At 72.4% G+C, this 25,607-nt stretch carries 20 protein-coding genes; 13 read left to right on the top strand and 7 right to left on the bottom strand.

All coding sequences use genetic code 11. From position 1 onward, the window contains the following. Positions 1 to 21 precede the first annotated feature (21 nt). The 5 genes from OVA28_RS16485 to OVA28_RS16465 all read right to left on the bottom strand — a co-directional run bounded on the left by OVA28_RS16485 (position 22) and on the right by OVA28_RS16465 (position 5,594). Entirely contained in the window at positions 22 to 765 is a 744-nt protein-coding gene (locus OVA28_RS16485; RefSeq protein WP_268097724.1) for an ABC transporter ATP-binding protein, read from the bottom strand. Between the two features lie 59 nt (positions 766 to 824). Further along, positions 825 to 2,348 (bottom strand): ABC transporter permease, encoded by a 1,524-nt coding sequence (locus OVA28_RS16480; protein ID WP_268097723.1) that lies wholly within the window; start codon positions 2,346 to 2,348, stop codon positions 825 to 827. A gap of 122 nt (positions 2,349 to 2,470) precedes the next feature. After that, entirely contained in the window at positions 2,471 to 3,229 is a 759-nt protein-coding gene (locus tag OVA28_RS16475; protein WP_268097722.1) for a glycosyltransferase, read from the bottom strand. Next, positions 3,226 to 4,575 carry a PIG-L family deacetylase gene (locus tag OVA28_RS16470; RefSeq protein ID WP_268097721.1) on the bottom strand — a complete coding sequence of 450 codons (1,350 nt, stop codon included), beginning with the start codon at positions 4,573 to 4,575 and terminating at the stop codon, positions 3,226 to 3,228. Before OVA28_RS16470 ends, OVA28_RS16475 begins: the two co-directional genes overlap by 4 nt. Then, complete coding sequence (locus OVA28_RS16465) at positions 4,572 to 5,594, bottom strand: acyl-CoA dehydrogenase (RefSeq protein ID WP_268097720.1); 1,023 nt, start codon at positions 5,592 to 5,594, stop codon at positions 4,572 to 4,574. Before OVA28_RS16465 ends, OVA28_RS16470 begins: the two co-directional genes overlap by 4 nt. 104 nt (positions 5,595 to 5,698) lie before the next feature. On the opposite strand from OVA28_RS16465, the gene OVA28_RS16460 reads away from it, so the two are divergent. From OVA28_RS16460 to OVA28_RS16440, 5 genes are all read left to right on the top strand, one after another. Next, on the top strand, positions 5,699 to 6,439 hold the full coding sequence (locus tag OVA28_RS16460; protein ID WP_194627066.1) for a response regulator transcription factor: 741 nt from the start codon (positions 5,699 to 5,701) through the stop codon (positions 6,437 to 6,439). A 4-nt stretch (positions 6,440 to 6,443) separates the two neighbouring features. Continuing rightward, on the top strand, positions 6,444 to 7,928 hold the full coding sequence (locus OVA28_RS16455; protein WP_268097719.1) for a sensor histidine kinase: 1,485 nt from the start codon (positions 6,444 to 6,446) through the stop codon (positions 7,926 to 7,928). A gap of 301 nt (positions 7,929 to 8,229) precedes the next feature. Next, on the top strand, positions 8,230 to 8,745 hold the full coding sequence (rplJ, locus tag OVA28_RS16450; protein WP_017888663.1) for a 50S ribosomal protein L10: 516 nt from the start codon (positions 8,230 to 8,232) through the stop codon (positions 8,743 to 8,745). 51 nt (positions 8,746 to 8,796) lie between these two features. Continuing rightward, the gene (gene rplL, locus OVA28_RS16445; RefSeq protein ID WP_071270222.1) at positions 8,797 to 9,180 is read left to right on the top strand and encodes a 50S ribosomal protein L7/L12; all 384 of its coding nucleotides are present in this window, start codon (positions 8,797 to 8,799) and stop codon (positions 9,178 to 9,180) included. Between the two features lie 369 nt (positions 9,181 to 9,549). Continuing rightward, positions 9,550 to 10,470 carry a hypothetical protein gene (locus OVA28_RS16440; RefSeq protein ID WP_268097716.1) on the top strand — a complete coding sequence of 307 codons (921 nt, stop codon included), beginning with the start codon at positions 9,550 to 9,552 and terminating at the stop codon, positions 10,468 to 10,470. Between the two features lie 39 nt (positions 10,471 to 10,509). Here OVA28_RS16440 and OVA28_RS16435 read toward each other — a convergent pair whose 3' ends face one another. Continuing rightward, positions 10,510 to 11,937: an APC family permease gene (locus tag OVA28_RS16435; RefSeq protein ID WP_268097714.1), complete on the bottom strand. Its 1,428-nt coding sequence runs from the start codon at positions 11,935 to 11,937 to the stop codon at positions 10,510 to 10,512. 161 nt (positions 11,938 to 12,098) lie between these two features. Between OVA28_RS16435 and OVA28_RS16430 the strand changes: the two genes are divergently transcribed. The 6 genes from OVA28_RS16430 (at position 12,099) to OVA28_RS16405 (ending at position 21,326) form a co-directional block, all read left to right on the top strand. Next, positions 12,099 to 13,961 carry an ABC transporter ATP-binding protein gene (locus tag OVA28_RS16430; RefSeq protein ID WP_268097713.1) on the top strand — a complete coding sequence of 621 codons (1,863 nt, stop codon included), beginning with the start codon at positions 12,099 to 12,101 and terminating at the stop codon, positions 13,959 to 13,961. A 131-nt stretch (positions 13,962 to 14,092) separates the two neighbouring features. Continuing rightward, complete coding sequence (locus OVA28_RS16425) at positions 14,093 to 15,457, top strand: cystathionine beta-synthase (RefSeq protein WP_268097712.1); 1,365 nt, start codon at positions 14,093 to 14,095, stop codon at positions 15,455 to 15,457. 115 nt (positions 15,458 to 15,572) lie between these two features. Next, entirely contained in the window at positions 15,573 to 16,718 is a 1,146-nt protein-coding gene (locus OVA28_RS16420) for a cystathionine gamma-synthase (RefSeq protein ID WP_268097711.1), read from the top strand. A gap of 165 nt (positions 16,719 to 16,883) precedes the next feature. Next, entirely contained in the window at positions 16,884 to 18,281 is a 1,398-nt protein-coding gene (locus OVA28_RS16415) for an MFS transporter (RefSeq protein WP_268097710.1), read from the top strand. A gap of 98 nt (positions 18,282 to 18,379) precedes the next feature. Continuing rightward, positions 18,380 to 18,949, top strand: a complete 570-nt coding sequence (locus OVA28_RS16410) for a substrate-binding domain-containing protein (RefSeq protein WP_268097709.1) — start codon at positions 18,380 to 18,382, stop codon at positions 18,947 to 18,949. Positions 18,950 to 19,316: 367 nt separating this feature from the next. Further along, on the top strand, positions 19,317 to 21,326 hold the full coding sequence (locus OVA28_RS16405; RefSeq protein WP_268097708.1) for a S53 family peptidase: 2,010 nt from the start codon (positions 19,317 to 19,319) through the stop codon (positions 21,324 to 21,326). A gap of 271 nt (positions 21,327 to 21,597) precedes the next feature. On the opposite strand, the gene OVA28_RS16400 is transcribed toward OVA28_RS16405, so the two are convergent. Further along, entirely contained in the window at positions 21,598 to 22,179 is a 582-nt protein-coding gene (locus OVA28_RS16400; protein WP_268097707.1) for a TetR/AcrR family transcriptional regulator, read from the bottom strand. A gap of 179 nt (positions 22,180 to 22,358) precedes the next feature. Here OVA28_RS16400 and OVA28_RS16395 point away from each other — a divergent pair, with 179 nt between their 5' ends. Both OVA28_RS16395 and OVA28_RS16390 read left to right on the top strand, forming a co-directional pair. Next, positions 22,359 to 23,615 (top strand): multidrug effflux MFS transporter, encoded by a 1,257-nt coding sequence (locus OVA28_RS16395; RefSeq protein WP_268097706.1) that lies wholly within the window; start codon positions 22,359 to 22,361, stop codon positions 23,613 to 23,615. Positions 23,616 to 23,679: 64 nt separating this feature from the next. After that, on the top strand, positions 23,680 to 25,590 hold the full coding sequence (locus OVA28_RS16390; RefSeq protein WP_268097705.1) for a helicase HerA-like domain-containing protein: 1,911 nt from the start codon (positions 23,680 to 23,682) through the stop codon (positions 25,588 to 25,590). Positions 25,591 to 25,607: the final 17 nt, after the last annotated feature.

The raw sequence follows: 25,607 nt of genomic DNA, 5'->3' as shown, positions 1-25,607 counted from the left end.
GACGGGCGCACCGTCCGCGCGTCAGGGACGTGTCGTCAGCTCGCGCACCTGTCCCTGCTGCAGGAGCAGCCGGCGCTCGGCGCGCCCCGCGACCCACGAGTCGTGGGTGACGATCACCACGGTCAGGCCGCGATCGCGCCACTGCCGCTCGATGATCGCCATGATCTCGTCGCGGGTGCCCTCGTCCAGGGCGCCGGTCGGCTCGTCCGCCAGGAGCACCCGCGGGTTCTTCACGAGCGCCCGGGCGATCGCGACGCGCTGCTGCTGCCCGCCGGAGAGCTCAGCCGGCAGGTGGTCCAGGCGCTCACCGAGGCCGACCTCCCGCAGGGCCTCGGTCGCGCGGCGGCGTACCTCCTGCCGGGACTGCTTCGCCAGCGAACCCGCGAACGCCGTCTCGACGTTCTCGAGCGCGGTCAGCGTCGGGATCAGGTTGAAGCCCTGGAAGACGAAGCCGATCTCGGTGGCCCGCAGGTCGGTCAGCGCCCGGTCCCCGAGCGTCGCCACGTCACGACCGGCGAGCTCCACCGATCCCGCGCTCGGCCGGTCGAGCGCACCGAGCACCTGCAGCAGCGTCGACTTCCCGCCGCCGGTCGGCCCCTGGACCGCCACGAGCTGTCCCGCGGGGATCACCAGGTCGACGTCCGACAGCGCGGTGACGGTCCGTTTCCCCTGCTGGTACGTCTTGCTCACGGCGGTCAGGCGGTAGACGGGCCGGGAGGCCGTGCCCCGGTCGTCCGTGTCGGCTGCGGTCGCGGTGGTGGTCACGGTGGCTCCTCGGGTCGGGGTGGTCGGGGCGTTCGGATGGGTCGGGGTGCTCGCGCGCATCAGGCGACGCTCCGCAGCGCCTCGGCGGGGCGCAGCCGGGAGGCACGCCACCCGCCGAGCGCACCGGCGACCAGTCCGCCGAGGACCGCCAGGCCGATCGCGAGGAGGAACACCTCGACGGTGACGGGGGCGTGCAGGACGACGTCCGTGGTCGCCGCGGTGCTCGCGCCGCCGCCGAACCCGCCTGCTGGGGCACCGCCGGTCGTGCCGCTCCCTGCCGCGGCCGTCGCGGCGGCGCCGGACATGCCGCCGGAGCCGGGGCCGCGTGTGGTGGTGGACGCGGTGCTCGCGGAGACCGTCGGGGCGATGACGTTGACGACGAGGATGCCGATGAGCCCCGCCGCGGCGCCGATCACGCCGCCGATGAGGCCCTGCACGAGGGACTCGCCGGCGACCTGCCGGGTGATCCGCCCGTTCGACCAGCCGATGGCCTTGAGCGTGCCGAACTCCCGGGTGCGCCGGGTGACGCCGGAGATCGTGAAGAGGATCGCGATGAGGAACGCCGCGGCGAGGACGAGGAGCGACAGCCACCGGCCGAGGTTCGCGACGAGGCTCGATGCCGTGGCCAGGGACCCGGACACGCTCGAGGCGAGGTCGGCCTCGGTGGAGACGGTGGCACTCGAGAGCTTCGCCTGCAGGGCCGTCTTCACCGCTGCGACGTCGGACGACGAGGTCGCCGAGACGTACACGGACGTCACCTCGCCGTCGAGGTCCGCGAGCGCCTGGGCCGTGTCGAGGGGCACGTAGGTGTTCGAGCCGGTGGTGCTCGCCGATCCGGTCGAGGCGACGATCCCGATGACGGTGAAGTCCTTGCCGCCGATCTCGAGCGTGTCCCCGACGGCCTTCGACTCGCTCTTGGCGTAGGCGGCGTCGAGCACGACGACGTCCTTGCCGGCGTCGCTCGTCCGGAACGCACGGCCCGTCGTGACCTCGGTGCTCGTCAGCGGACCGACGGTGTCGCCGGACACCGGGATGCCGGTCACCGTGAAGGAATCGACGCTGAACGAGCCGCCGCCGAAGCCACCGCCACCCGTCCCGGCGTCGCCGCTCGGGGCCTGCCGAGTGGCGGCACCGTCGCTGCTGCTGCTGCTGTCGCTGCCCTGCTTGACCGAGCCGGAGAACGTGCTGTTCTCGAGGGTCAGCACGCCGGTGGCGGCCTCGACCCCGTCGGTCGCCGTCACCGCGGCGAGGTTCGCGGCGGACAGGGTGGACGTGCCGCGGGTCACGGCGAGGCGGGACTGGGACAGGTCCGTGCTGCCGGAGGAGCCCGACGAGCCCTGGTCGCCGAAGTCGAAGGACGGGCGCCCGCCGCTCGTCGACGACGGGGTCTCGGTCTTGGTCACGGTGATGTCCGTGCCGACGCCGTACACGGACTGCAGGACGCTCGACTGCGCGGTCTGCACGCCGCTGGAGATCGAGGAGACGATCACCACGAGGGCGATGGCGAGCGCCATGCCGATCGCGATGATGACCGTCTGCTTCCTGCGGTTCGTGAGTTCGCGCCTGAGGTAGGTCAGGAACATGGTTCTCCTCGGTGGGGGTCGGCAACCAGGTCACCGTCCACGCACCGGATGCGTGGCGGGGCCGACCGAGGAGACGCTAGGCAGCCGTCCAGTGGCTGCCCCATGCCGTTCCGGTGAACCGCCTATGGGGCGTAGGTCTGCCGGAGGTGCTCCGCGTAGCCGCCCGGGGTGCGCCCCGCGAAGCGGCCGCTCGTGACGACGGGGAGGTCGGTCGTCGCCTCGACCCGCAGCCCCAGCGCGTGCGCGCGCTCGACCAGGCGGACGTCCTCGTGCTCGGGGACGGGGTCGAACCCGCCGAGGGCCGTGTACGCCGCGGCGAGCACCCCGAGGTTCGCGCCGTGCACGTGGCCGAGTGCCGCTCCGGGCGGGTGCGCGATCGTCCAGCGCTCGAGGACGTCGGGGTCGAGGTCGCGCGGGTCGGGCACCACGGCGCCGATCAGCACGTGCCACCCGGCGACGAGCGCGTCGGCCTGCTGGACGAGCCACCACTCGTCGACGCGCGAGTCCGCGTCGGTGTGGGCGAGCCACTGCCGGACCGGGTCGGGGGTGCCGGCGGCGCGGATCGCGTGCGCGACGCCGAGCGAGCGGGCACGTCCGACCCCGACGTGCGCGGTCTCGATGTGGTCGATGCCGTGGTCGCGGACGATCGCCGCCGAGTCGTCGGTGCAGCCGTCGAGCACCACGGTGATGCCGACCCGGACGTCCGGGCGCTCCACGGCCAGCCGGACCACGGCGGCGTCGAGGGCGTCAAGGCAGGCGCCGATCCGGTCCTCCTCGTCGTGTGCGGGCACGACGACGTCGATGCGGTGCATCACCCCGGGCGTCACTGACCCCGTGCCCGTTCCTGCTCCGGTCCGTGCGTCCGTCCCTGCGTCCGTCACCGGACGAGTCCTTCGCCCCGGGCGACCGAGACCACGCCGGGGCCGGGCAGGACGCTCAGCACGAAGTCGTCCTCGACGTGCCGGACGATCGCGGGCCGGGGCCAGCGCTCGGTGAGGCGGGCGTCGACGACGTCCCCGCTCGAGACAGCCTCGTCGTCGGGGTGGCGCCAGTGGCAGGCGACGAGCACGCCGTCGTCGGCGAGTGACGCGATGACGTGGTCGATCGTCCGGTCGAGGTCGTCGGGGGAGAGGTAGTAGCCGACCTCGGACATCACGACGAGGTCCCAGGTGCCCTCGGGCCAGTCGTCCGGCAGCGCGGCCTGCAGGAACCGGGCGTGCGGCGCACGGGAGCGGGCTCGCTCGAGCGGTGCGGCGGCGATGTCGGTGCCGAGGACGTCGTCGGCGCGGTCGGTCAGCGCGGCGGTCAGCACACCGGTCGCGCAACCGATCTCGAGCGCCGACCGGTACCGCTCGCGGGGCAGCGCCGCCAGGGTGACGGCACGCTTCCGACGCTCGTACCAGGAGCCGTCGAAGTCCCACCCCTCGGGCTTCCTGGCGTAGTGGGCGTCGAAGGACTCCCGGGAGCGTGAGCGTTGCCCGCCGAAGAACCACTCGGTGTGGCGGAGGTGGTGGGCGGCGTGCCGGTCGTTGACGACGGGCTCGTCGCCGGGCGCGGGGGAGAGCGGCAGCACCTGCGACCGGTAGGCCGCGAGCGCGGCACGCTTCCGGTCGAGGACGTCGTCGGTCAGCGCGAGCGCGCCGGCGGTGGGCCACGGCGCGGCGGGCTCGGCGGCGTCGTCCCAGTGCCAGGCCCAGATCGGGTAGGACAGCAGGTCGACGTCGGGCCGCTCGGCGCTGACGGCCTCGGCCACCTCGCCGGCGACACGGTGGTCGCGGTGTCCGTCCCCGCGCCAGGGCGCCACGAGGAGCGAGCGGCCGGGGGTGGCGTCGAGCCGGGCGACCAGGGCGTCCCGCAGCGTTTCCGGCTGCTCGCGGAGGCCGACGTCCGGCACCCCGAGGGACCCGGCGGTGACCTCGGGGTGGAGCAGCTCGAGGGCGTCCCGGAACTCGGTGGCACGCACGGCCGCGAGCTCGTCGGGGGTGGTCGTGGGGGAGTCGGGGTGCGATCCCTCGCCGAGCGTCACGAGCACGACGTGCACGGGCAGGCCCGCGTCCGCCGCCGCGGCGATGAGGCCACCGGCGCCGAGCGTCTCGTCGTCGGGGTGCGGCGCGACGACGACGACGGCCTGGTAGCCGTCGAGGTCGACCGCGTCGGGGGAGAGCGTGTCGAGGAACGTCGTCCAGGCCTCGGGGTCGGTCCCCGGCTCCCGGTGGTCGAAGCTCACCACGCCACACCGCCACGCTCGAGGACCATCCGGCCGATGCGGGCGAGGTCCCGGTCGCCGTGGTCCTGCAGCACGTAGAGCTCGAGGTCGGCGACCCGCGCGGCCACGGCGGCCTCGGACGTCAGCGGGCCGGGGCCGACCGTGGAGACCACCCGGGTGCGGACGGCGTCGACGGCCCGGCGGACCCGCGAGCGGACGGTCTGCGCGACGAGGGGCCAGTCGGCGTCCTGGTCGGTGTCGATGCGCGCGGCTGCGTCGGCGAGGGCGTCCTCGGCGTCCGCGAGGTCGGCGACCACGGCACCGAGCGCGACGCGGAGCAGCTCGGCGTCCGGACGCGCCGCGGCGTGGTCGCGGAGCACGCGGGCGAGCCCGACGGCCCCGCCCCACCAGCACGCGGCGACGACGATGCCGCCCCACGCGAACCCGGGACGGGTCAGGTACCAGCCGGGGTCGCCGACCGGGACGGCCACGACCCCGTCGAAGTCCACCGGGCCGCTCGGCACGTCCGGCATGCCGCGCGCGACCCAGGCCTCGTCGTGCGTGGTGACACCGTCCTGCCGCAGGTCGACGGCGAACAGCTGCCGGTCGTCCCCGCGGTGCGCGGTCACCAGGGCGTGCGAGAGCTGCGACGCGAGCGAGCACCAGGGCTTCGTGCCGTCGAGCACGACCCCGCCGGCACCATCGCCGGAGGCCTCGAGCCGCAGCCCGGGACCCTCTGCGGCGAAGACGCCCCAGGTCGAGCCCGCCGGGACCTCGGCGTCCGCCTGCGCCAGGATCGAGAGCGCGTCCAGGTGCGGCTCGACCGTCCGGGCCAGCCCGACGTCGACCGCGGCGACGGCGGCGAGGGTGACGAAGGACCGGGCCGCCGTGCCCGTGGTGAGCGGTGGGGTGGTGGCGGCGAGGGACCGCGCGACGGCGAGCCGGTCCGCCGGAGCCGAGCCGGGCCTCCCGGCTGTCGCCGTCAGTGCGGCGACGTCGACGGCAGCTGCGTCGGCGGGCCAGGCAGCAGAACGGATCATGTTCCCCACCGTACGGATGTGGACATGATGCGTGACAGATCATCCACAGACCGCCGTGGGCTGTTCCACAGACGACTCATAGACTCGTCTCGATACTCGAAGACGTGACCATCTCCCAGCCCTCCGCAGCCCCACGCCTCACGCGTGCCGACGGTTCGCCGTTGCGCATCCTCGTCGTCGACGACGAAGCCAGCCTCACCGACCTGCTCTCCATGGCGCTGCGGTACGAGGGCTGGGACGTCACGAGCGCGAACGGCGGACAGGACGCCCTGACGAAGGCGCGGGAGTTCAAGCCGGACGCCATGGTGCTCGACGTGATGATGCCGGACCTCGACGGGCTGCAGGTCCTCAGCCGGCTCCGCCAGAACAACGACGACACCCCGGTGCTGTTCCTCACCGCGAAGGACAGCGTCGAGGACCGCGTCACCGGCCTCACCGCCGGCGGGGACGACTACGTCACGAAGCCGTTCTCCCTTGAGGAGGTCGTCGCGCGCCTCCGCGGGCTCATCCGCCGCTCGCAGATCTCGATCTCCGAGGCCGGCGACTCCCGCATCGTCGTCGGCGACCTGGTGCTCGACGAGGAGTCGTACGAGGTGTCCCGCGCCGGCCGGCCCATCGAGCTGACCGCCACCGAGTTCGAGCTCCTGCGCTTCCTGATGCGCAACCCCCGGCGTGTGCTGTCGAAGGCGCAGATCCTCGACCGCGTGTGGTCGTACGACTTCGGCGGCAAGTCCAGCGTCGTCGAGATCTACATCTCCTACCTCCGCAAGAAGATCGACGCCGGCGAGCAGCCGATGATCCACACCGTGCGCGGTGTCGGGTACGTCATCAAGCCCGTCGTCTGATCCCGTGACCCTGCGCCGCCGGCTCGTCCTGAGCATCGTCGCCCTCGTCGTCGCCGTCAGCGCGATCATCGGCGCTGGCAGCATCGTCGCGCTGTTCTCGATCCAGCGCTCCGCGATCGACCAACAGCTGCAGTACGCCACGAGCCGCGCCCAGAAGTCGATCGAGGGGCAGGGATCCGGCGGGCCGGGGCTCGACATCGGCCGCCCGTCCGGGCAGGCCGCCGGCACCCTCACCGCCTACTTCCTCAACGGCAACGCCGTCATCGGCAGCGTGCTCGAGGACGACGGCCACCTCGACAGCCTGGCTGCGTCGGCCGTCGAACCGCTCGGCGGCGTGCGCGTCGACGGGCAGCCGAGGACCGTGGACCTCGGCGGGGGCCTCGGCCGCTACCGGGTGAGCGCCGCGCCGGTCGGCCCGGCCGTGCTCGTCGTCGGCCTGCCCATGGCGCCCGTGTACGAGAGCGTCTGGAAGCTGTTCGGCGTCGTGCTCGTCGTGATGCTGCTCGCGCTCGTCGTCGCCTCGGCCGCCGCGGCGCTCGCCGTTCGACGCTCCCTCCGACCGCTCGAACGCGTCGCCGAGACCGCCACGACGGTCGCCGGCATGCCCCTCGACCGCAGCGACGCCCTCGACGGCATCCGCGTGCCGGACACCGACCCGCGCACCGAGGTCGGTCGGGTGGGCACCGCGTTCAACCGGATGCTCGGTCACATCGGCGGGGCGATGCAGGCCCGGGAACGCTCCGAGCAGAAGGTGCGGCAGTTCGTCGCGGACGCCTCGCACGAGCTCCGCACGCCGCTGGCCTCGGTCCGCGGCTACGCCGAGCTCACCCGCCGGATGGGCGGTGACCTGCCGCCGGACGTCGTCTACGCGATGAGCCGGATCGAGTCCGAGTCGCTGCGGATGACCTCGATGGTCGAGGACCTGCTGCTCCTGGCCCGGCTCGACGAGGGCCGCGAGGTCCAGCTCGACGACGTGGACCTGACCGGGCTGGTGCTCGACGCGGTCAACGACGCCCACGCGGCCTCGCCCGAGCACGTCATCGAGGTCGACGTCCCGCCCACCCCGGTCGTCGTGCTGGGCGACGCTGCCCGGCTGCACCAGGTCATCGTCAACCTCGTCACGAACGCCAGGACCCACACCCCCGACGGCACCCGCATCACGGTGGGTATCGAGACGGTCCCCGACGGTGTCGACCTGACCGTGCGGGACACCGGACAGGGGATCGACCCGGCGTTCCTGCCGAAGCTGTTCGAGCGGTTCGCCCGCGCCGACAGCTCGCGGTCGCGGACCGCGGGGTCGACGGGCCTCGGGCTGGCGATCGTCGACGCGGTCGTGCAGGCACACGGCGGCAGGGTCGGGGTCGAGAGTCGTCCGGGCGACACCGTCTTCACGGTGCACCTGCCCGCGCGGGCGGGTGCAGGTGCTGCTGGTGCTGCGGCCGCTCCTGCGTCTGCGGACGCGTGGTCCGGCGTGCCGGACCGCGCGTGACGGGACGGTCCGCACCCACCGGACGGGAGGCTCGTGGCGGGCCGGCACCGAGCCTCCCGTCCGGGGGTTGGTGGCGTCCACCGCATCTGCTACAGTTCTCGAAGCCAAAGACCGCCGGTTTGCTGCTGTGCTCGCACAGCAGTCGAAGGTCCTCCATCATGAGGCAGCCCGCGCAGGTGTTCCGAACCACTCCATCCGCTTGCGGGGGAGCAGCTCCGAGCCTCTGCGCCGGAGCTTTTTTCATGTGCTGTGTTCGTTGCAGTGGGACCTGGGGCTGCCGGCAAGACCCCCAAGGAGAACCATGGCGAACAAGGAAGCTGCGGTCGCCGAGCTCACGGAGTCCTTCCGTAGCTCGAACGCCGTTCTGCTCACCGAGTACCGCGGTCTCACGGTCGCGCAGCTCAAGGAGCTCCGCAACTCGATCCGTGAGCACGCCACGTACGCCGTGGTGAAGAACACGCTGACCAAGATCGCGGCGAACAACGCCGGCATCTCGTCGTTCGACGACGAACTCGCCGGTCCGTCCGCTCTCGCCTTCGTCCACGGTGACACCGTCGCCGTCGCGAAGTCGCTGCGTGCATTCGCCAAGGCGAACCCCGAGCTCGTGGTGAAGGGCGGTTACTTCGACGGTAACCCGCTCACCGCGACCGAGGTGGACAAGCTCGCCGACCTCGAGTCCCGTGAAGTGCTGCTCGGCAAGCTCGCCGGCGCACTCAAGGCCTCGCTGTTCGGTGCTGCGTACCTGTTCCAGGCACCCCTCTCGCAGGCCGTCCGCACGGTGGACGCCCTTCGCGAGAAGCAGGAGTCCGCGGCCTGACCAGGCACGCGTTCATCAACCACACGCACTAGCTAGTAGTAGGAGAAAATCATGGCGAAGCTTTCGCAGGACGAGCTCATCGAGGCCTTCAAGGAGCTCACGCTCATCGAGCTCTCGGACTTCGTGAAGAAGTTCGAAGAGGTCTTCGAGGTCACCGCTGCTGCCCCCGTCGCCGCTGCCGCGGTCGGTGGCGCTGCTGCCCCCGCCGAGGAGGTCGAGGAGAAGACCGAGTTCGACGTCGTGCTCAAGTCGGCCGGTGACAAGAAGATCCAGGTCATCAAGGAGGTCCGCAGCCTCACGTCGCTCGGCCTGGGCGAGGCCAAGGCCCTCGTCGAGACCCCCGACGCCAAGGTGATCGAGGGCGCGAACAAGGAGACGGCCGACAAGGCCAAGGCTTCCCTCGAGGCAGCCGGCGCCACCGTCGAGCTCGTCTGAGTCCGACCTTCTGGTCACGAAGGCCGCTGCCCCTCGGGGTGGCGGCCTTCGTCGTGTGCGGGGCGCGGGCGCGTTGGTCGGCCGGCGGGTGGCTGACGCGGCTGGTTGGCGTGCTCGGGGGTTGTCCGGCGAAAGCGACGTCGTGGGTGCGTTCGCGCGGCGCAATCGGCGCCCCGATGTCGCCCGATGCGCCTGCATCTGATGCGAGGGCATCGGGCGACATCCTCCGGCCCGTTGCGCGTCGCTCCGCAGGAGGTCGTGTCGCATCCGTCGCGGAGCCGTTCCTCCACAGACGACCGGGTGGCCGGAGTTCTCCACGGATCGCTCGGGCGTCGTCACCGTGTCCGGGCCGGCAGCGAAGCTCGTTGCATGGAGATCGAGAGCGCACACGAACCACGTCTCTGGCGTGCGTCGACGGGCCGCACCACTGCCCGCCGCTTCCAGCGGATGGCGCGGGCGGGGACCCTGCAGCGGCTGGTGCCGGGCGTCTACCTCCGACCGGACGACTGGGACGGGCTCGATGCTCGGTCGCGGCACCTCGTCCTGATCCGGGCGCTTGCTCCGCGTCTCCCTCGTGACGCCGCTATCTCACACCTCTCCGCGGCGGCGGTCCGGGGCTGGGCGCACATCGGCCGATGGCCCGACCGTGTGCAGGTCACCCAGGCCGGCGGGGCCCGGAGCGAGATCTCCCGTGTGACCGTGCGGTCCTCGCCGCCGTTCGACGCAGAGCGACCGGGGGCCGACACCTTCGCCGGCGTCGAACTCGTCAGCGCCGCAGCGACCGCATTCGGCGCTGTGCTCGATGCGACGTTCTCGCGCGCAGTGGTGCTGCTCGACGATGCGTACCGGAAGGGACTGCGCCCCGCGGAGGTCGAGCCACTCGTGGAGCAGCACGGGTCTCGGGGGCGCGTCCACCTCGAACGGGTGCTCCGCACGAGTGACGTCCGCCACGAGTCGGTCGGGGAGTCGTTCTGCGCTGCACGACTGGCCGAACTCGGGTTCGTCGACGTCGTCGCGCAGCAGGAGTTCCCGCGTCAGGACGGCTCGGTCGACCGGGTCGACTTCTGGCTGCCGTCGGTCGGGTTCGTGGTGGAGTTCGACGGCCGTCAGAAGTACACCGACCCGACGATGACAGGCGGGCGGGCACCCGCGGACGTCCTGTGGCAGGAGAAGATCCGGGAGGACCGCATCCGTCCGCAGGTCAACGGGTTCATCCGTGTGCGGTGGTGGCACCTCGTCGATCCGGACCGGCTCCGCGCGCTGTTCCGGCAGTTCGGGCTGGTGCCGTGACCAGCGCCGTCCCGGCAGTGCGGGGCGCTGCGTCGCGGGTCAGCGGAGGGTGCTGTGGCGGCGACCGTAGAGCGCGTAGAGCACCGCGCCGGCGACCATCCAGATGCCGAACGCGATCCAGGTGCCCGCGCCGAGGAACACCGCGAGCAGGGCGCAGCTCAGGGTGCCGAGGACCGGGACGACCGGGAAGAGCGGGACCCGGTACGAGCGCTCGAGGTCGGGCTGCGACCGGCGGAGGATGATCACGGAGACGTTCACGAGCGCGAAGGCCACCAGCGTGCCGATGCTCGTCGCGTCAGCGAGCTCCCCGAGGGGGACCAGCGCCGCGACGACCGTCACCACGAGGCCCACGATCAGCGTGTTCACGACGGGGGTGCCCGTGCGCTTCGACACCCGGCCGAAGGCCTTCGGCACCAGGCCGTCGCGCGCCATGGTCAGCAGGATGCGTGTCTGGCCGTACAGGACCGTCAGCACGACACTGGCGATGGCGATGACCGCGCCGACGGAGAACACGAGTGCCACGACCGGCTGTCCGGTGACGGCGACGACGATGCGGACGAGGGAGGCCTCGGTGGAGGAGAACGACGTCCACGACCGAGCGCCGATCGCCGCGACGGCCACCAGGATGTACAGCGTCGTGATGAGGGCGATCGACCCGATGATGGCGCGGGGGAGGTCGCGGCGGGGGTCCTTCGCCTCCTCTCCGGCGGTCGAGGCCGCGTCGAACCCGATGTAGGAGAAGAACAGGCGCGAGGCGGCGGCGGTGACCCCGGCAGCGCCCATCGGTGCGAGCGGCGCGAAGTTCTGCGCGCGGAAGGCGGTGAAGGCCACGACGACGAAGAACACCAGCAGGGCGATCTTCACGATGACCATCAGCGTGTTGACCCAGGCGCTCTCGCGGGCCCCCGGCAGCAGCACCGCCGTCGCCAGCAGGACGAGCACGGCCGCCGGCAGGTTGACCACGCCGCCGTCACCAGGAGGGGCCGACAGGGCCACGGGCAGATGGGTGCCGAACACCTTCAGGGTCTCGTCGACGTACTCGCTCGCACCCACGGCGACCGCGGCGACGGACACGGCGTACTCGAGCACGAGACACCAGCCGCAGACCCAGGCGATGCCCTCGCCCATCGTCGCGTACGTGTAGGAGTAGCTCGACCCGGACGTCGGGACGGCGCCGGCCATCTCGGCGTACGACAGGGCGGACAGCAGCGCCGCGATGCCCGCCACGACGAACGAGATCCAGACGGCGGGCCCGGCGAGGGGGACCGCGGTGCCGAGCACGACGAGGATCCCGGTGCCGAGCGTGGCGCCGACGCTGATCATCGTCAGGTGCCACACGCCGAGCGTCCGGCGGAGCGGCTGGCCGTCGACCCCGGCTGCTGCCTCGGCCTGCAACTGGTCGATCGGCTTGCGCCGGGCCAGTTGGTGACGGAGGGACGTGGCGGGGCGAGACTGCGCGGACGACATGGGACCTCGTGGAGCAGGGAACGGGACGGGTCATGCTCGCACGGCCCCGGATGGGGGTCAATTCCACAGGACCTCGCAGGTGGCACGTCCATGTCCGACAGCGGGGTTACATTGACTCGGGAGTGCGCACCGTCCGGTCGCGCCGGGTGGAAGGAGCTCGCATGAGCATGCGCGGTGGTGGTGGACACGGCGGCGGGCGGATCTCCAGCGGCGACTTCGACGCGCAGCGGGCCGCCAACGCGGCGGCACCGCGGATCCCGAACCTCCTCGGTCGCATCGCCGGGCTCTTCGGCCCGCACCGCCGGTCGATCGGGTTCACCGTGGCGCTCGTCCTGCTCGGCGCAGCCCTGTCCGTGATCCCGCCCCTGCTGACCCAGCGGGCCTTCGACGAGGGACTGTTCCCGAAGTCGGGCACCCCGGACGTGCCGGTGCTCGCCTGGCTCGTGACGGCGATGGTGCTCCTCTGGATCGCCAACGCCGGCGTCGGCGTGTGGCAGACGTACCTGACGGCGACGGTCGGCAACAAGGTCATGGGGTCCCTGCGGATGCGGCTGTTCGCGCACCTGCAGCGGATGGAGCTCGCGTTCTTCACGCGGACGAAGACGGGCGTGATCCAGTCGCGGCTGCAGAACGACGTCGGCGGTGTCGCCAGCGTGCTGAACAACACCATCTCCTCCGTGCTCGGCAACACCGTGACGGTGATCGCCGCGGTGGTCGCGATGCTGCTCCTCAGCTGGCAGATGACCATCGTCGCGGTCGTCCTGCTGCCGCTGCTCGTCATCGCGCAGCGCCGCGTGGGCCAGGTCCGCGCGAAGATCGCCGGGCAGACCCAGGAGTCGCTGTCGGACATGACCGCGATCACGCAGGAGGCCCTGAGCGTGTCGGGCATCCTGCTCGCGAAGAGCTTCAACCAGCAACGCAGCGAGACCCACCGGTACGGCGACGAGAACCGCAACCAGATCTCGCTGCAGGTCCGCCAGCAGATGTCCGGGCAGTGGTTCTTCGCGATCGTCCAGATCTTCCTGTCGATCATCCCGGCGATCATCTACCTGGTCGCGGCGTACCTGATCCTCGGCGGCGTCCCGATCACCGCCGGCACGATCGTGGCGTTCACGACGGTGCAGTCGCGCCTGCTGTTCCCGACGGTCGGGCTGCTCCGCGTCGTGCTGGACCTGCAGACGTCGGGAGCGCTGTTCGCCCGCATCTTCGAGTACCTCGACCTGAAGCCCGCCATCACCGACGCACCGACGGCGCACAAGGTCGACGAGCAGCGGGTCGGTCACGTCGCGTTCGACGACGTCACGTTCACCTACCCGGACGGCGAGGCCGACAAGCCGACGCTGCGCGGGGTCTCCTTCGAGCTCCAGCCCGGCCAGTTCGCCGCGTTCGTCGGCCCGTCGGGCGCGGGCAAGACGACCGTGTCCTACCTGGTGCCGCGGTTGTACGAGGCCACGACGGGGTCGGTCCGGTTCGCCGGGTCCGACGTCCGTGACCTGGAGCACGAGGACCTCATGCGCCACATCGGCATCGTGAGCCAGGAGACCTACCTGTTCCACGCGACGATCGGCGACAACCTCCGCTACGCCAAGCCCGAGGCCACGGCCGAGGAACTCGAGCACGCAGCACGGGCGGCGAACATCCACGAGACCATCGCCTCGTTCCCGGACGGCTACGACACCGTCGTGGGGGAGCGCGGCTACCGCCTGTCCGGCGGGGAGAAGCAGCGCATCGCGATCGCACGGGTGCTGCTGAAGGACCCGCCGGTCCTGGTCCTCGACGAGGCCACCAGCGCGCTCGACTCGATCTCGGAACGCGTGGTGCAGACGGCGCTCGACAACGCCGCGCGCGGCCGCACCACGATCTCGATCGCGCACCGCCTGTCGACCGTCCGTGACGCCGACGTCGTCTTCGTGCTCGACCACGGGCAGATCGTCGAGCAGGGCACGCACGAGGAACTGCTCGCCCTCGGCGGGACGTACGCGCTGCTGCACCAGCAGCAGAACGCGCCGGCCGACCTGGTCTGAGTCGCCGAGCGGGTGATGCCGGGAGGCCCGTTGCGGCCCCGCCACGGACGATCCAGACCGCCCCGACGGCCGGCCGACATCTGGCGTCGCATGCCTGGGTGGCGCGGAGGTGCGCCGCCTAGGATCAACGCGTGCGTTACGCGAACTCCGTCGTCGACCTGGTCGGCGACACCCCTCTCGTCAAGCTGAACCGGGTCACCGAGGGCGTCCGAGCGACGGTCCTGGTCAAGGTGGAGTACTTCAACCCCGGCGGGTCCGCGAAGGACCGCATCGCGACGCGGATCATCGACGCGGCGGAGGCCGCCGGTGACCTGCGCCCGGGCGGCACGATCGTCGAACCGACCTCGGGCAACACCGGCGTCGGCCTGGCGCTCGTCGCCCAGCAGCGCGGGTACCGCTGCGTGTTCGTCCTGCCCGACAAGGTCGGCGAGGACAAGCGGAACGTGCTGACGGCCTACGGCGCCGAGATCGTCGTCACGCCGACCGCGGTCCCGCCCGAGCACCCCGAGTCGTACTACTCGGTGTCCGACCGGCTCGTGCAGGAGATCCCCGGCGCCTACAAGCCGAACCAGTACGCGAACCCGAACGGCCCGCGCAGCCACTACGAGACCACGGGTCCGGAGATCTGGCGTGACACCGAGGCGCAGCTGACCCACTTCGTGGCGGGCGTCGGAACCGGCGGCACGATCTCCGGCACCGGCAAGTACCTGAAGGAGGCCTCCGACGGGCGCGTGCGCATCATCGGCGCCGACCCCGAGGGCTCCGTCTACTCGGGTGGCACCGGTCGCCCCTACCTCGTCGAGGGCGTCGGCGAGGACTTCTGGCCGAGCGCGTACGACCCCGACATCGCGGACGAGATCATCGCCGTGTCGGACGCCGAGTCGTTCGCGATGACGCGTCGACTGGCCCGCGAGGAAGGGCTGCTCGTCGGCGGCTCCAGCGGCATGGCCGTCGTCGCCGCGCTGCGGGCCGCCCGTGACCTGACCGAGGACGACGTCGTGGTCGTGCTGTTGCCCGACGGTGGCCGCGGCTACCTCGGCAAGATCTTCAACGACCGCTGGATGCGCTCGTACGGCTTCGCCGAGACCGACGACGCCCGCACGGTCGGGTCGCTCATCGCCGGCAAGGACGGCCGCCTGCCGGACCTCGTCCACGCGCACCCGGGGGACACCGTCCGCGAGGTCGTCGACATCATGTCGAAGTACGGCGTCTCGCAGATGCCCGTCCTCAGCGCCGAGCCGCCCGTCGTGATCGGCGAGGTCATCGGCGCCGTCGCCGAGAAGGACCTGCTCGAGCACGTCTTCACCGGTGCGGCGAAGAGGGCCGACCGTCTGGCCGAGTCCGTCGGCGACCCCCTGCCGCTCATCGGTGTCGGTGAGTCGGTGTCGTCGGCTCGTCGTGCCCTCGAGACCGTGGACGCGTTGCTCGTGGTCGAGGACGGCAAGCCCGTCACCGTCCTGACGCGACACGACCTGCTCACCTACCTCTCGGAGTGAGCGCGGCCGCGCACCCACCCTCGCGGTGCGCACCACGCGGCAGCGCACCCACCGATCGGTGCGCGCCCGACGCGATCCGAGCCTCCCGTCCGCTCCTGACCTGGAGAACAGCACCATGACCGAGTTCAGCACCCGCGCCGTCCACGCCGGCCAGGACCCCGACGCCACCACCGGCGCCGTCATCCCGCCCCTGCACCTGACCTCCACCTACGTGCAGGACGGCATCGGGCAGATGCGGAACGGGTACGAGTACTCGCGGTCCGCGAACCCGACCCGTGACTCGCTGCAGACCCTGCTCGCCGACCTCGACGGCGGCGTGGCGGCGTACTCGTTCGCCTCCGGCCTGGCCGGGGAGGACGCCCTGCTCCGCGCCACGCTCGCCCCCGGCGCACGCGTGGTGATGGGGAACGACGTCTACGGCGGCACCCACCGCCTGGTGAGCCGCCTGCACGTGCCGTGGGGCGTCGAGCTCGTCGTCGTCGACATGAGCGACCTCGACCTGGTCCGCGGTGCGCTCGAGGGCGCGCCCGAGAAGACCGTGCTGTGGGTCGAGACGCCGACGAACCCGCTCATGAAGATCGCCGACATCGCAGCGCTCGCCGAGGTCGGGCACGCAGCCGGAGCCCTCGTCGTCGTCGACAACACGTTCGCGTCGCCGTACCTGCAGCAGCCGCTGTCGCTCGGCGCCGACGTGGTGGCGTACTCGACCACGAAGTACCTCGGCGGGCACTCGGACGTCGTCGGCGGGGCGATCGTGCTCAAGGACCAGGAGCTGGCGGACAAGGTGCAGTTCCTGCAGTTCGGTGCCGGGGCGATCTCGTCGCCGTTCGACGCCTGGCTGACGATCCGCGGCATCAAGACCCTGGCCGTCCGGATGGAGCGCCACTCGCAGAACGCGCAGGCCGTCGCCGAGGCCCTCGTCGAACACCCGGCCGTCGAGCGCGTCTTCTACCCGGGCCTCGCCGACCACCCCGGGCACGACGTCGCGTCCCGCCAGATGCGCGGGTTCGGCGGGATGTTGTCCGTGGCGCTCGCCGGGGGACCCGAGGCGGCGAAGCGCTTCGCGGAGTCGACCGAGCTGTTCGCGCTCGCGGAGTCGCTCGGCGGCGTCGAGTCGCTCATCGGCTACCCGAGCGAGATGACCCACGCGTCGGTGAAGGGCACCGAGCTGGCCGTGCCGGAGAACGTCGTGCGCCTGTCGGTCGGCATCGAGGACGCGGGCGACCTGGTCGCCGACGTGCAGCAGGCGCTCGCCCGCTAGCCGAGCCCGCCAGCTGACCCCGCCAGCCGACCCCGCCAGCCGAGTCCGCCAGCCGAGCCCGCCAGCCGAGCCTGCCGCCGACCCCGCTGGCCGAGTCCGCCAGCGGAGCCCGCCAGCCGAGCCCGCTGGCGCGGCCGTGTCCCCGGCCACTCCTACGATGGTCCGGTGACCACCGACGGACGCGCGACGAGGGCGACGCGCACCACCCTGTTCAGCCGGCGGTACGCGCTGTCCACGATCGGCATGGTCGCCATCGTCGGTGTGGCCGCGTTCCAGAACCTGGCGATGACGACGATCATGCCCGTGATCAGCCGTGACCTGCACGGGGAGACCCTCTACTCGCTGAGCTTCGCCGCCCCGCTCGCCGCCGGCGTCCCGGGGATGGTGCTCGCCGGCAACTGGACCGACCGCGCGGGCGGCCGGGTCGTGGCGTGGGTGTCGGCGATGCTCTTCGCCATCGGCACGGCCGTCGTCATGCTCGCGCCGACGATGCCCGTGTTCCTCGCCGGGCGCCTGGTCGAGGGCTTCGGCGCCGGCGCGATCGACGTCGTCCTCTACGTGCTGGTCGCCCGCGTCTTCCCGGAGGACCTGCACGGCCCGGTGTTCGCCGGGTTCGCCGCCGCGTGGGTGGTCCCGGCGCTCGTGGGCCCTGCCATCGCCGGGTACGTCACCGAGCTCGCGAGCTGGCACTGGGTCTTCGCCGGTGCCCTCGCGATCGCGGTCGTCGCGTTCGCCCTGCTCGTGCCCACGCTCCGGCACCTCCGCCCGCCGGCGCCCGAGCTCCGGCCACCGTGGCAGCGCGCCCGCATCGGGTGGTCCGTCGCCGCTGCCGTGGCGGTGCTGCTGCTCAACGTCGCCCCGGACCTGCCCGTCGTGTTCCGCGTGCTGGCGGTCGTCGTCGGGATCGTGGGCGCGTGGTTCGCCCTCCGTCCGCTCCTGCCACGCCGTACGCTGACCGCGGGTCCGGGGCTGCCGTCGGTGGTGCTGCTCCGCGGGGTGCTCGCGGCCGGGTTCTTCGGCAGCGAGGCCTACGTCCCCTTCCTGCTCCAGGCCCAGCACGGCCTGTCGGCCTCGGACGCCGGGCTCGCGCTGACCGTCTCCGCGCTGAGCTGGGCGAGCGCGAGCTGGCTGCACGGCCGGCTGGGGGAGCACCGCCTGCCGGCCGCCCGCCTGTTCGGCATCGGGTTGACGCTCGTGCTGGTCAGCCTGGTGTCCGCCCTCGCCGTGGCCGCGTGGGACCTGCCCGTTTGGGTGCTGTTGGCGGGGTGGTTCGTCGGCGGCGCGGGGATTGTCTTCGCCTTCCCGAGGACCTCGATGCTGACGCTGCGGTTCTCCACCGAGGGCGACGACGGCTTCGCCAGCTCGGCCCTCACGATCGCGGACGCCGCCGGCAGCGTGGTGGGACTCGCCGTCGCCGGGCTGCTGTTCACCTCTGCCGGCGGTCGGGACCACCCCGTCGCCTTCGCCCTGGTCTTCGCGGCGATGATCGTGATCACCCTGGTCGGGCTGGCCGCGGTCCGGCGCCTCGGTCCGGTCCCGCCTCCGTCCTCGGTGACCGGGTAGCGCCGACGGCAACGGCGACGGCGACTGCAACGGGAACAGGACCGGGGACCGGGGACCGGGGACCGGGTAGCGTGGGGGACCCACGACGAGGAGGAACCGTGCGCCGCATCCTGGCCGCCGCCATCGCGCTGAGCGCCGTCGCCGTGCTCGCCGGGTGCACGGGGACGACCTCGATGGCGCCGACCCCGGTGAAGAGCACGGACCTGACGAGCTCCGACGGCGGTTTCGACCAGCACGCGGTCGTCGGCGTGGTCCTGCTGGCCGCCGACGCGACGCCCGGGGCGAGCTCCGGCGGCGTGGCGCTGACCGACCGGTTCCGCGAGGACCTCACGACCGCGGGCTTCCGCCCGGACGTCCGGGTCGCCAGCGCCACCGACCCGGCGTCGTCGCAGGCCTCGGCCATCCGCGAGCTCGTGCGGGACGGCGCGAAGGCCCTCCTGGTGGAGGCCGCCGACCCGGACGCACTGACCGGCGAGGTGCAGACGGCCCACGACGCCGGTGTCGTCGTCGTCGCGCTCGGCGACCCGCTGCCGGCCACCGGCACCGGGGGCGACGGCATCTCCTCCGACTACCGCGTCCAGGGCCGCGACTCCGACGCTGCGCTCGTCGGACGCGCCGTCGCCGTCATCGAGGCGCTGCAGCGCGGGACGAAACCACCGACCGACTGACGCCGACCCCGCCACGTCGCGGTGTCGCGTGGCCGGGACGCGCCGGACGGGAGGCTCCCCACCCGCTGCTGGGGAGCCTCCCGTCCGTCGTCTGGTCGCGCCGACCGGCGCAAGCCCGGGCCCCGTGTTCTCGGCGCGGACCCAGCTGGCACGCCGCCAGCCCGCGGAACGCCGGGAGTCCACGCTGAGCAGGGCGACAGCTTCCGACCCCCGTCCGGGTGACGTCGTCCGTCGGTGGAACCACTGACTGTCAACTGGTTCCACATGCTCACTACAGTCAGCTCACCGCAGCCCACGAAGCCGCTGGAACGACCGGTCGCACGCGCGGACGGCCCTCCCGCGGCGGGCTCCCCGAGAGGACCCCGACGTGCACCGACGCCCACCGACTCCCCGCTCGACCATCCTGTCCACGAGGCCCCGGACCGCAGCGTTCGCCCTCGCCACCGCTGCCTGCACCATCGGCGCCGTGCTGTTCGCCGCCGGTCCCGCCGACGCCGCGACCCGCCACGTGCTGCCCGACTCCGTCCCGACGTGGGCCACCGCGGCCGACGACACCGGCACCGTCGCGGCGTCGACCGACGTCGAGGGCGAGGTGTACCTGCCCCTGAAGGACCAGGCGGGCGCCGAGGCCCTGGCGACGGCGGTCTCGACCCCGGGGACCAGTCGCTACCGGAAGCCGCTCAGCCCCAAGGCGTGGATCGCGGCGTACGCCCCGACGAAGAGCGACGTCGACCAGGTCACCGGGTTCCTGCGGGCCCAGGGGCTGTCGATCACCGGCGTCCCCGCCAGCCACGAGTTCGTCGTGTTCCGCGGGTCGGCGTCGGTCGTGGACTCGGTCCTCGGCACGACCCGGCACGCCTACCGCCACGCGCAGCAGACCCTCGTCGCCCCGTCCACCGCGCCGAGCCTGCCCGCGTCCATCGCGGGACTCGTCAGCGGCGTCAGCGTCGACCAGGGTCGGCTGCTCACCCACCCGGAGCTCGTGCAGCAGGGCGAGACCCCGGCGTCCTCCACGCCGACCCGGAGCCTGCGGCAGCAGGCGGCTGCACCGACCGGCATCAACGCGACGTGCTCGGCCTACGACGGCCAGCACACCGCGACCGTGCCCGCCGCGTACGGCCGCACCAGCGTCCCGACCTTCGCCTGCGGCTACGTGCCGAACCAGATCCGGTCGGCGTACGGCGTCGACGCGCTCGGCAAGCAGGGCGTCTCGGGCCAGGGGCAGACGGTCGCGGTCATCGACGCGTACGCCTCGCCGTCGATCATCCACGACACGGACAGCTACTCCGCCCAGCACGGGGAGCCCGCGCTGACGAGTGCGACCTTCGAGCAGCGCATCCCCGCGCCGTCGCAGTTCACCGACCAGGCGCTGTGCCAGCAGCCGAGCGGATGGCAGGGCGAGGAGACCCTCGACGTCCAGTCGGTGCACGCGGTCGCCCCGTCGGGGAAGATCCTCTACGTCGGCGGCACGAACTGCGGTGGTGGCCTCGACGTCGCGATGTCCCGGATCCTCGACCAGGGGCTCGCGGACCTCGTGAGCAACAGCTACGGCGACGTCGGCGAGAACCTGCCGCTCGCGAGCATCCGCGGCCAGGAGAACCTGCACATCCAGGCCGCCGGCGAGGGCATCGGCTTGTACTTCTCCAGCGGTGACAACGGCGACGAGTCCGCCTCGCTCGGCAGTGCCCAGCCCGACTTCCCCGCGTCGAGCCCCTGGGTGACCTCGGTCGGTGGCACGAGCCTCGGCGTGGCGAAGGACGGCCACAAGACGTACGAGACCGGGTGGGGCGACCTGCTCGACCAGATCGTCACCAGCCCGCGCGGCAACGTCTACACGACGCCGCTCCCCGGTGGCATCGTCGGTGGCGGAGCCGGCGGTGGGCGGAGCACGCTCTTCGACCAGCCTGCGTACCAGCGCGGCGTCGTGCCGGCCGGGCTCGCGAACGGCAAGCGCGTGTCGCCCGACCTGGCGGCGCTCGCGGACCCGTACACCGGCTTCTCGATCGGGATCCGTCCGATCACCGACGACGCGAAGCTGACCACCGGAGCGTTCGAGAACGAGACGTACGGCGGCACCTCGCTCGCCTCGCCGATCACGGCGGCGCTGTCCGCGCTGGTGCAGCAGTCGACGAACACCCGGCTCGGGTTCGCGAACCCGACGCTGTACGCGACGTACCGCGCCGCCCCGGCGTCGTTCTCGGACGTCACGCCGCCGGCGTCGCCGATCGCGCTCGCGTACACCAGCGCGACCTCGGGGCACGACTTCCTCGTGACGCTCGACCACGACACGTCGCTGACCACGGCGACGGGCTACGACGACGTCACCGGTCTCGGGGCGGTCTCGTTCCGCGGGCTGTCGGCGGTGGCGCGCCGGTAGGCGCAGGGCCGGGTCGTGACGGACGGGAGGCTCCCCACCGGTCACGACCGGCCCGCCGCTGGCGCGTCGGTCCGGAACCGGCCGGCGTGGGCCCAAATGCCAGCTGGCACCGAGCCTCCCGTCCGTCACGTAGTGCGCGGATGTGCTGGCGCACTGGTGCGAGGTCGGCCACCCGGTGCGGGCCTGGCGGGTCGCACGGGGTGGTCGACCCCGCACGGGGCGAGTGACCGCGCACCGTGCGTGGTCGGAGCGGGCGTCAGAGACGGGGGTGTCAGCTCCACCACGCGGGGAAGGACCGCGTGATCGTGTCGACGAGGGCCCGACGGGAGCGTCGGGGGCCGGCGAGCCAGGCCTCGATCGCACCGACGAAGCCCTGCGCCACGAAGCCGGCGGCGACGTCGTCGAGGATCTCCGGACGCGCGGCAGCGTCCAGCGCCTCGATGTGCCGGACGCTCGAGACGGTGAAGTGCTCGACGAGCAGCCGGTGCAGCGAGCCGTCGTTCGGGTCCGGCAGGGCCCGGGCGTAGATGTCCCGGTGCGTGATGACGTGCTCGACGACCGCGTTGATGCCACGGCGGGTGATGGCCGCCAGCTCCTCGGCGTCCGCGCCCTGTTCCGCGGCGGTGCGGCGGGCGGTGGCGTCCTCGTCACGGATGTCGTCGAGCTCGGGGGTGAGCACGTCGGCGAGCAGCGACCCGGGGGAGACGGCGTGCGAGTAGAACGTGGCCCGGTTGATCCCGGCCGCGCGGGTGACGTCCGCCACCGTGATCTCGGACACCGGCCGGCTCGCCGCGAGTCGCAGGATCGCTTCACGCAGGGCAGCCGTGGTGTGCAGGATCCGAGCGTCCACCATGACGCCCACCCCCTCTTCCGTGCTGGTCGCCCGGGCTCCCGAGCATGCCGACGCTACCGCAGGACGGGTGACGGTGTCGCGGTCGGGCCTCGGTGCGTAGGATGGTACCGCGGCCGAATCGATTCGAGCGTGGCCGCGATCACCACTCGCAACCACCCCTCATCGCCGAAGGACCTGTCGTGACCGCGCCCGCCACCACCGGCTCGCTGAGAGTCATCCTGCACCCGGGGGACTCGCTCTCCCGGGCCCAACGTCTCGTCTACGTGTTCGTCCTCGGCGCCCTCACCGCGCTCGGTCCGTTCACGATCGACCTGTACCTGCCGGCGTTCCCGGCGCTGAAGCAGCAGTTCGGGGTGACCGACGGCGCCGTGCAGCTCACCCTCACCGCCACCACGCTCGGGTTCGCGGCCGGGCAGCTACTCGTCGGGCCCTGGAGCGACAAGGTCGGCCGCCGACTGCCGCTGATCATCGCCACGACGGTGCACATCGCGGCGTCGATCGGGGCGGCGACGGCGCCGAACATCGAGGTGCTCGGGCTGTTCCGCGTGCTGCAGGGCATGGGCGCCGCTGCCGGTGGTGTCGTCGCGATGGCCACCGTGCGCGACCTGTTCGGTGGGAAGCCCCTGGTCCGGATGCTGTCGCGCCTGGCGATGGTGAACGGGCTCGCACCGATCCTGGCGCCGCTCATCGGTTCGCAGATGCTGCGGTTCACGAGCTGGCGCGGGATCTTCGTGTTCCTCGCGTGCTACGGCCTGGCGGTCGTCATCGCGTCGATCCTGCTCATCGTCGAGACGCTGCCGCCGGCCCGTCGTCAGGAGGCGGGCCACTCGACCATGGGGCAGCGCTACCGCGCGCTCTTCTCGGACCGCATCTTCGTCGGCGTCGCGCTCATCGGGGCGATGGTCTTCAGCGGGTTGTTCTCGTACCTCAGTGCCTCGCCGTTCCTGTTCCAGGGCGTGTACGGCCTCGACGCCCAGCAGTACGGGCTGCTCTTCGCGGTGAACTCGGTCGGGGTCGTCCTCGGCGTGCAGATCTCCGCCCGGCTCGCACAGCGGGTCGGTCCGCAGTGGATCCTGGCGTGCTCGACGGCCACGCTGTTCCTGGCGTCGACGGCGATCATCGTGCTCGACCTGCTCGGCGCCGGGCTCGTCGGGGTCCTCGTCCCGCTCTGGTTCTTCATCGCCGCGTGCGGGTTCTCGTTCCCGCTCGTGCAGGTCATCGGGCTCGCCTCCCACGGGAAAGAGGCCGGGACCGCCGCCTCGGTCCTCGGTGCGCTGAACTTCGGCGTGGCCGGGCTCATCTCGCCGATCGTCGGGTGGCTCGGCATCACGCACGCTGCACCCATGGCGGGCGTCATGGCCTCGACGGCGGCGGTCGCGATCCTGCTGCTGTGGTTCGTCGTGCGACCGCGGACGGTGCCGGCGCTGTCGCACTGAGGTCGGTCGGGCGACTTCTCCACAGGTCGTACCGCGGGGTCGGCGGCGTCCCTAGGCTGAGCGCATGAGCGACGCGGTGGACCAGGCACGGGCAGCGGCCGAGGCAGCGCGGGCAGCGGCGGACCAGGCACGACGCCTCGCGGACGAAGCAGCTGCTCGCGCCGAGGAGCTCGCCGCGGCACTGGCCCAGGCGGTCCCCACGGTGCCTGACGCAACCACACCGGGTCCGCAGGCAGTGCCGACGGCCGACACCGAGCCTCCCGTCGGGCCGCTCGGAGCGGACGCGGTCGCGGCCATCCGGGACGGCTACACGGTCACCGGGACGGCGCTGGAACTCGGCGCCCTGGTCAACGGTGACGCCCAGCCCGACGTCCAGGTCCGCATCCCGCTCGGCATGCTGAACCGGCACGGCCTGGTCGCCGGCGCGACGGGCACCGGGAAGACCCGCACGCTGCAGCTCCTCGCCGAGCAGATCGCCGCGAACGGCGTCCCCGTGTTCGCCGCGGACGTGAAGGGCGACCTGTCCGGGCTCGCGGTCGCCGGGCAGGGCTCCGAGAAGCTCCTGGCACGGACGTCGGGCATCGGGCAGGACTGGACACCGGCCGCCAGCCAGGCGGAGTTCTACTCGCTCGGCGGCCTGGGGACCGGCGTGCCGATCCGTGCGACCGTGTCCGGGTTCGGACCGCTGCTGCTGGCGAAGGTCCTGGGGCTGAACGACACGCAGGAGTCCTCGCTCGGGCTCGTCTTCCACTACGCCGAACAGGCCGGGCTGGCGCTCGTCGACCTCGCCGACCTGCGGAGCGTCCTGACCTTCCTGGTGAGCGACGACGGCAAGCCCGAACTCGCGGACCTCGGGGGACTGTCGAGGCAGACGGCCGGTGTCATCCTGCGGGAGCTCGTCACGTTCGCCGACCGCGGCGCCGACCGGTTCTTCGGTGCACCGGAGATCGACACGCAGGTGTTCCTCCGGACGGCGGCGGACGGTCGCGGCATCGTGAGCCTGCTCGAGGTGCCGGGGGTGCAAGACCAGCCCGAGGTCTTCTCGACCTTCCTGATGTGGCTGCTCGCGGACCTGTACAACGAGCTGCCGGAGGTGGGTGACCAGGACAAGCCGAAGCTCGTGTTCTTCTTCGACGAGGCGCACCTGCTGTTCACCGGCGCGTCGAAGGACTTCCTCGAACAGATCGTCCGGACCGTGCGGCTCATCCGGTCGAAGGGCGTCGGCATCGTCTTCGTCACGCAGACCCCGAAGGACGTGCCGAACGACGTCCTGGCGCAGCTCGGCTCCCGCGTGCAGCACCAGCTCCGCGCGCACACCCCGGACGACGCCAAGGCCCTGCGCGCCACGGTCTCGACCTACCCCACGAGCGAGTACGACCTCGGCGAGGTGCTGACGTCCCTGGCCACCGGTGAGGCGATCGTCACCGTGATGGACGAGCGCGGTGCTCCGACCCCGGTGGCGTGGACCCGACTGCGCGCACCCCAGGGGTCCATGGACCCGATGCCGGCAGCCGAGATGGAGGCCCGGGTCGCCGCCTCCCCGCTCCTCGCGACGTACGGCACCCCGGTCGACCCTGACTCCGCGCGCGAGGTCCTCGCGCGCCGGATGGAGGCGGCAGCGGCACAGTCGGCCGCCGCTGACGCTGCGGAGCAGGCAGCAGCAGCCGAGGCCGACGCGGCCAGGGAAGCCGCCCGGGTCGCCGCCGCGGAGGCGAAGGAGGCCGCCGCGCAGGCGAAGCGGGAGGCCCGGGAACAGACCGCCGCGCAGCGGGAGTACGAGCGCACGCAGCGCGAGTTCGAACGGGCCGAGCGGACGGCCGCGCAGCGACGTGGTCGCACGACGTCGCGGTCGCGGACCTCGTCGTCCCGGAGGGCCGGCGACCCGTTGTCCGACCTGCTCGGTGGGGGACTGGGCCAGGCGATCGCCAAGGAGGTCGTGCAGGGCATCTTCTCGACCCTGCGCCGCCGACGCTGAGCTGTCGGCAGGGTCAC

The organism is Curtobacterium sp. SL109 (assembly GCF_026672405.1).
Lineage (GTDB): Bacteria > Actinomycetota > Actinomycetes > Actinomycetales > Microbacteriaceae > Curtobacterium.
The sequence above is the reverse complement of the archived record's forward strand: the minus strand, read 5'-3'. Positions and strand labels throughout refer to the sequence as shown.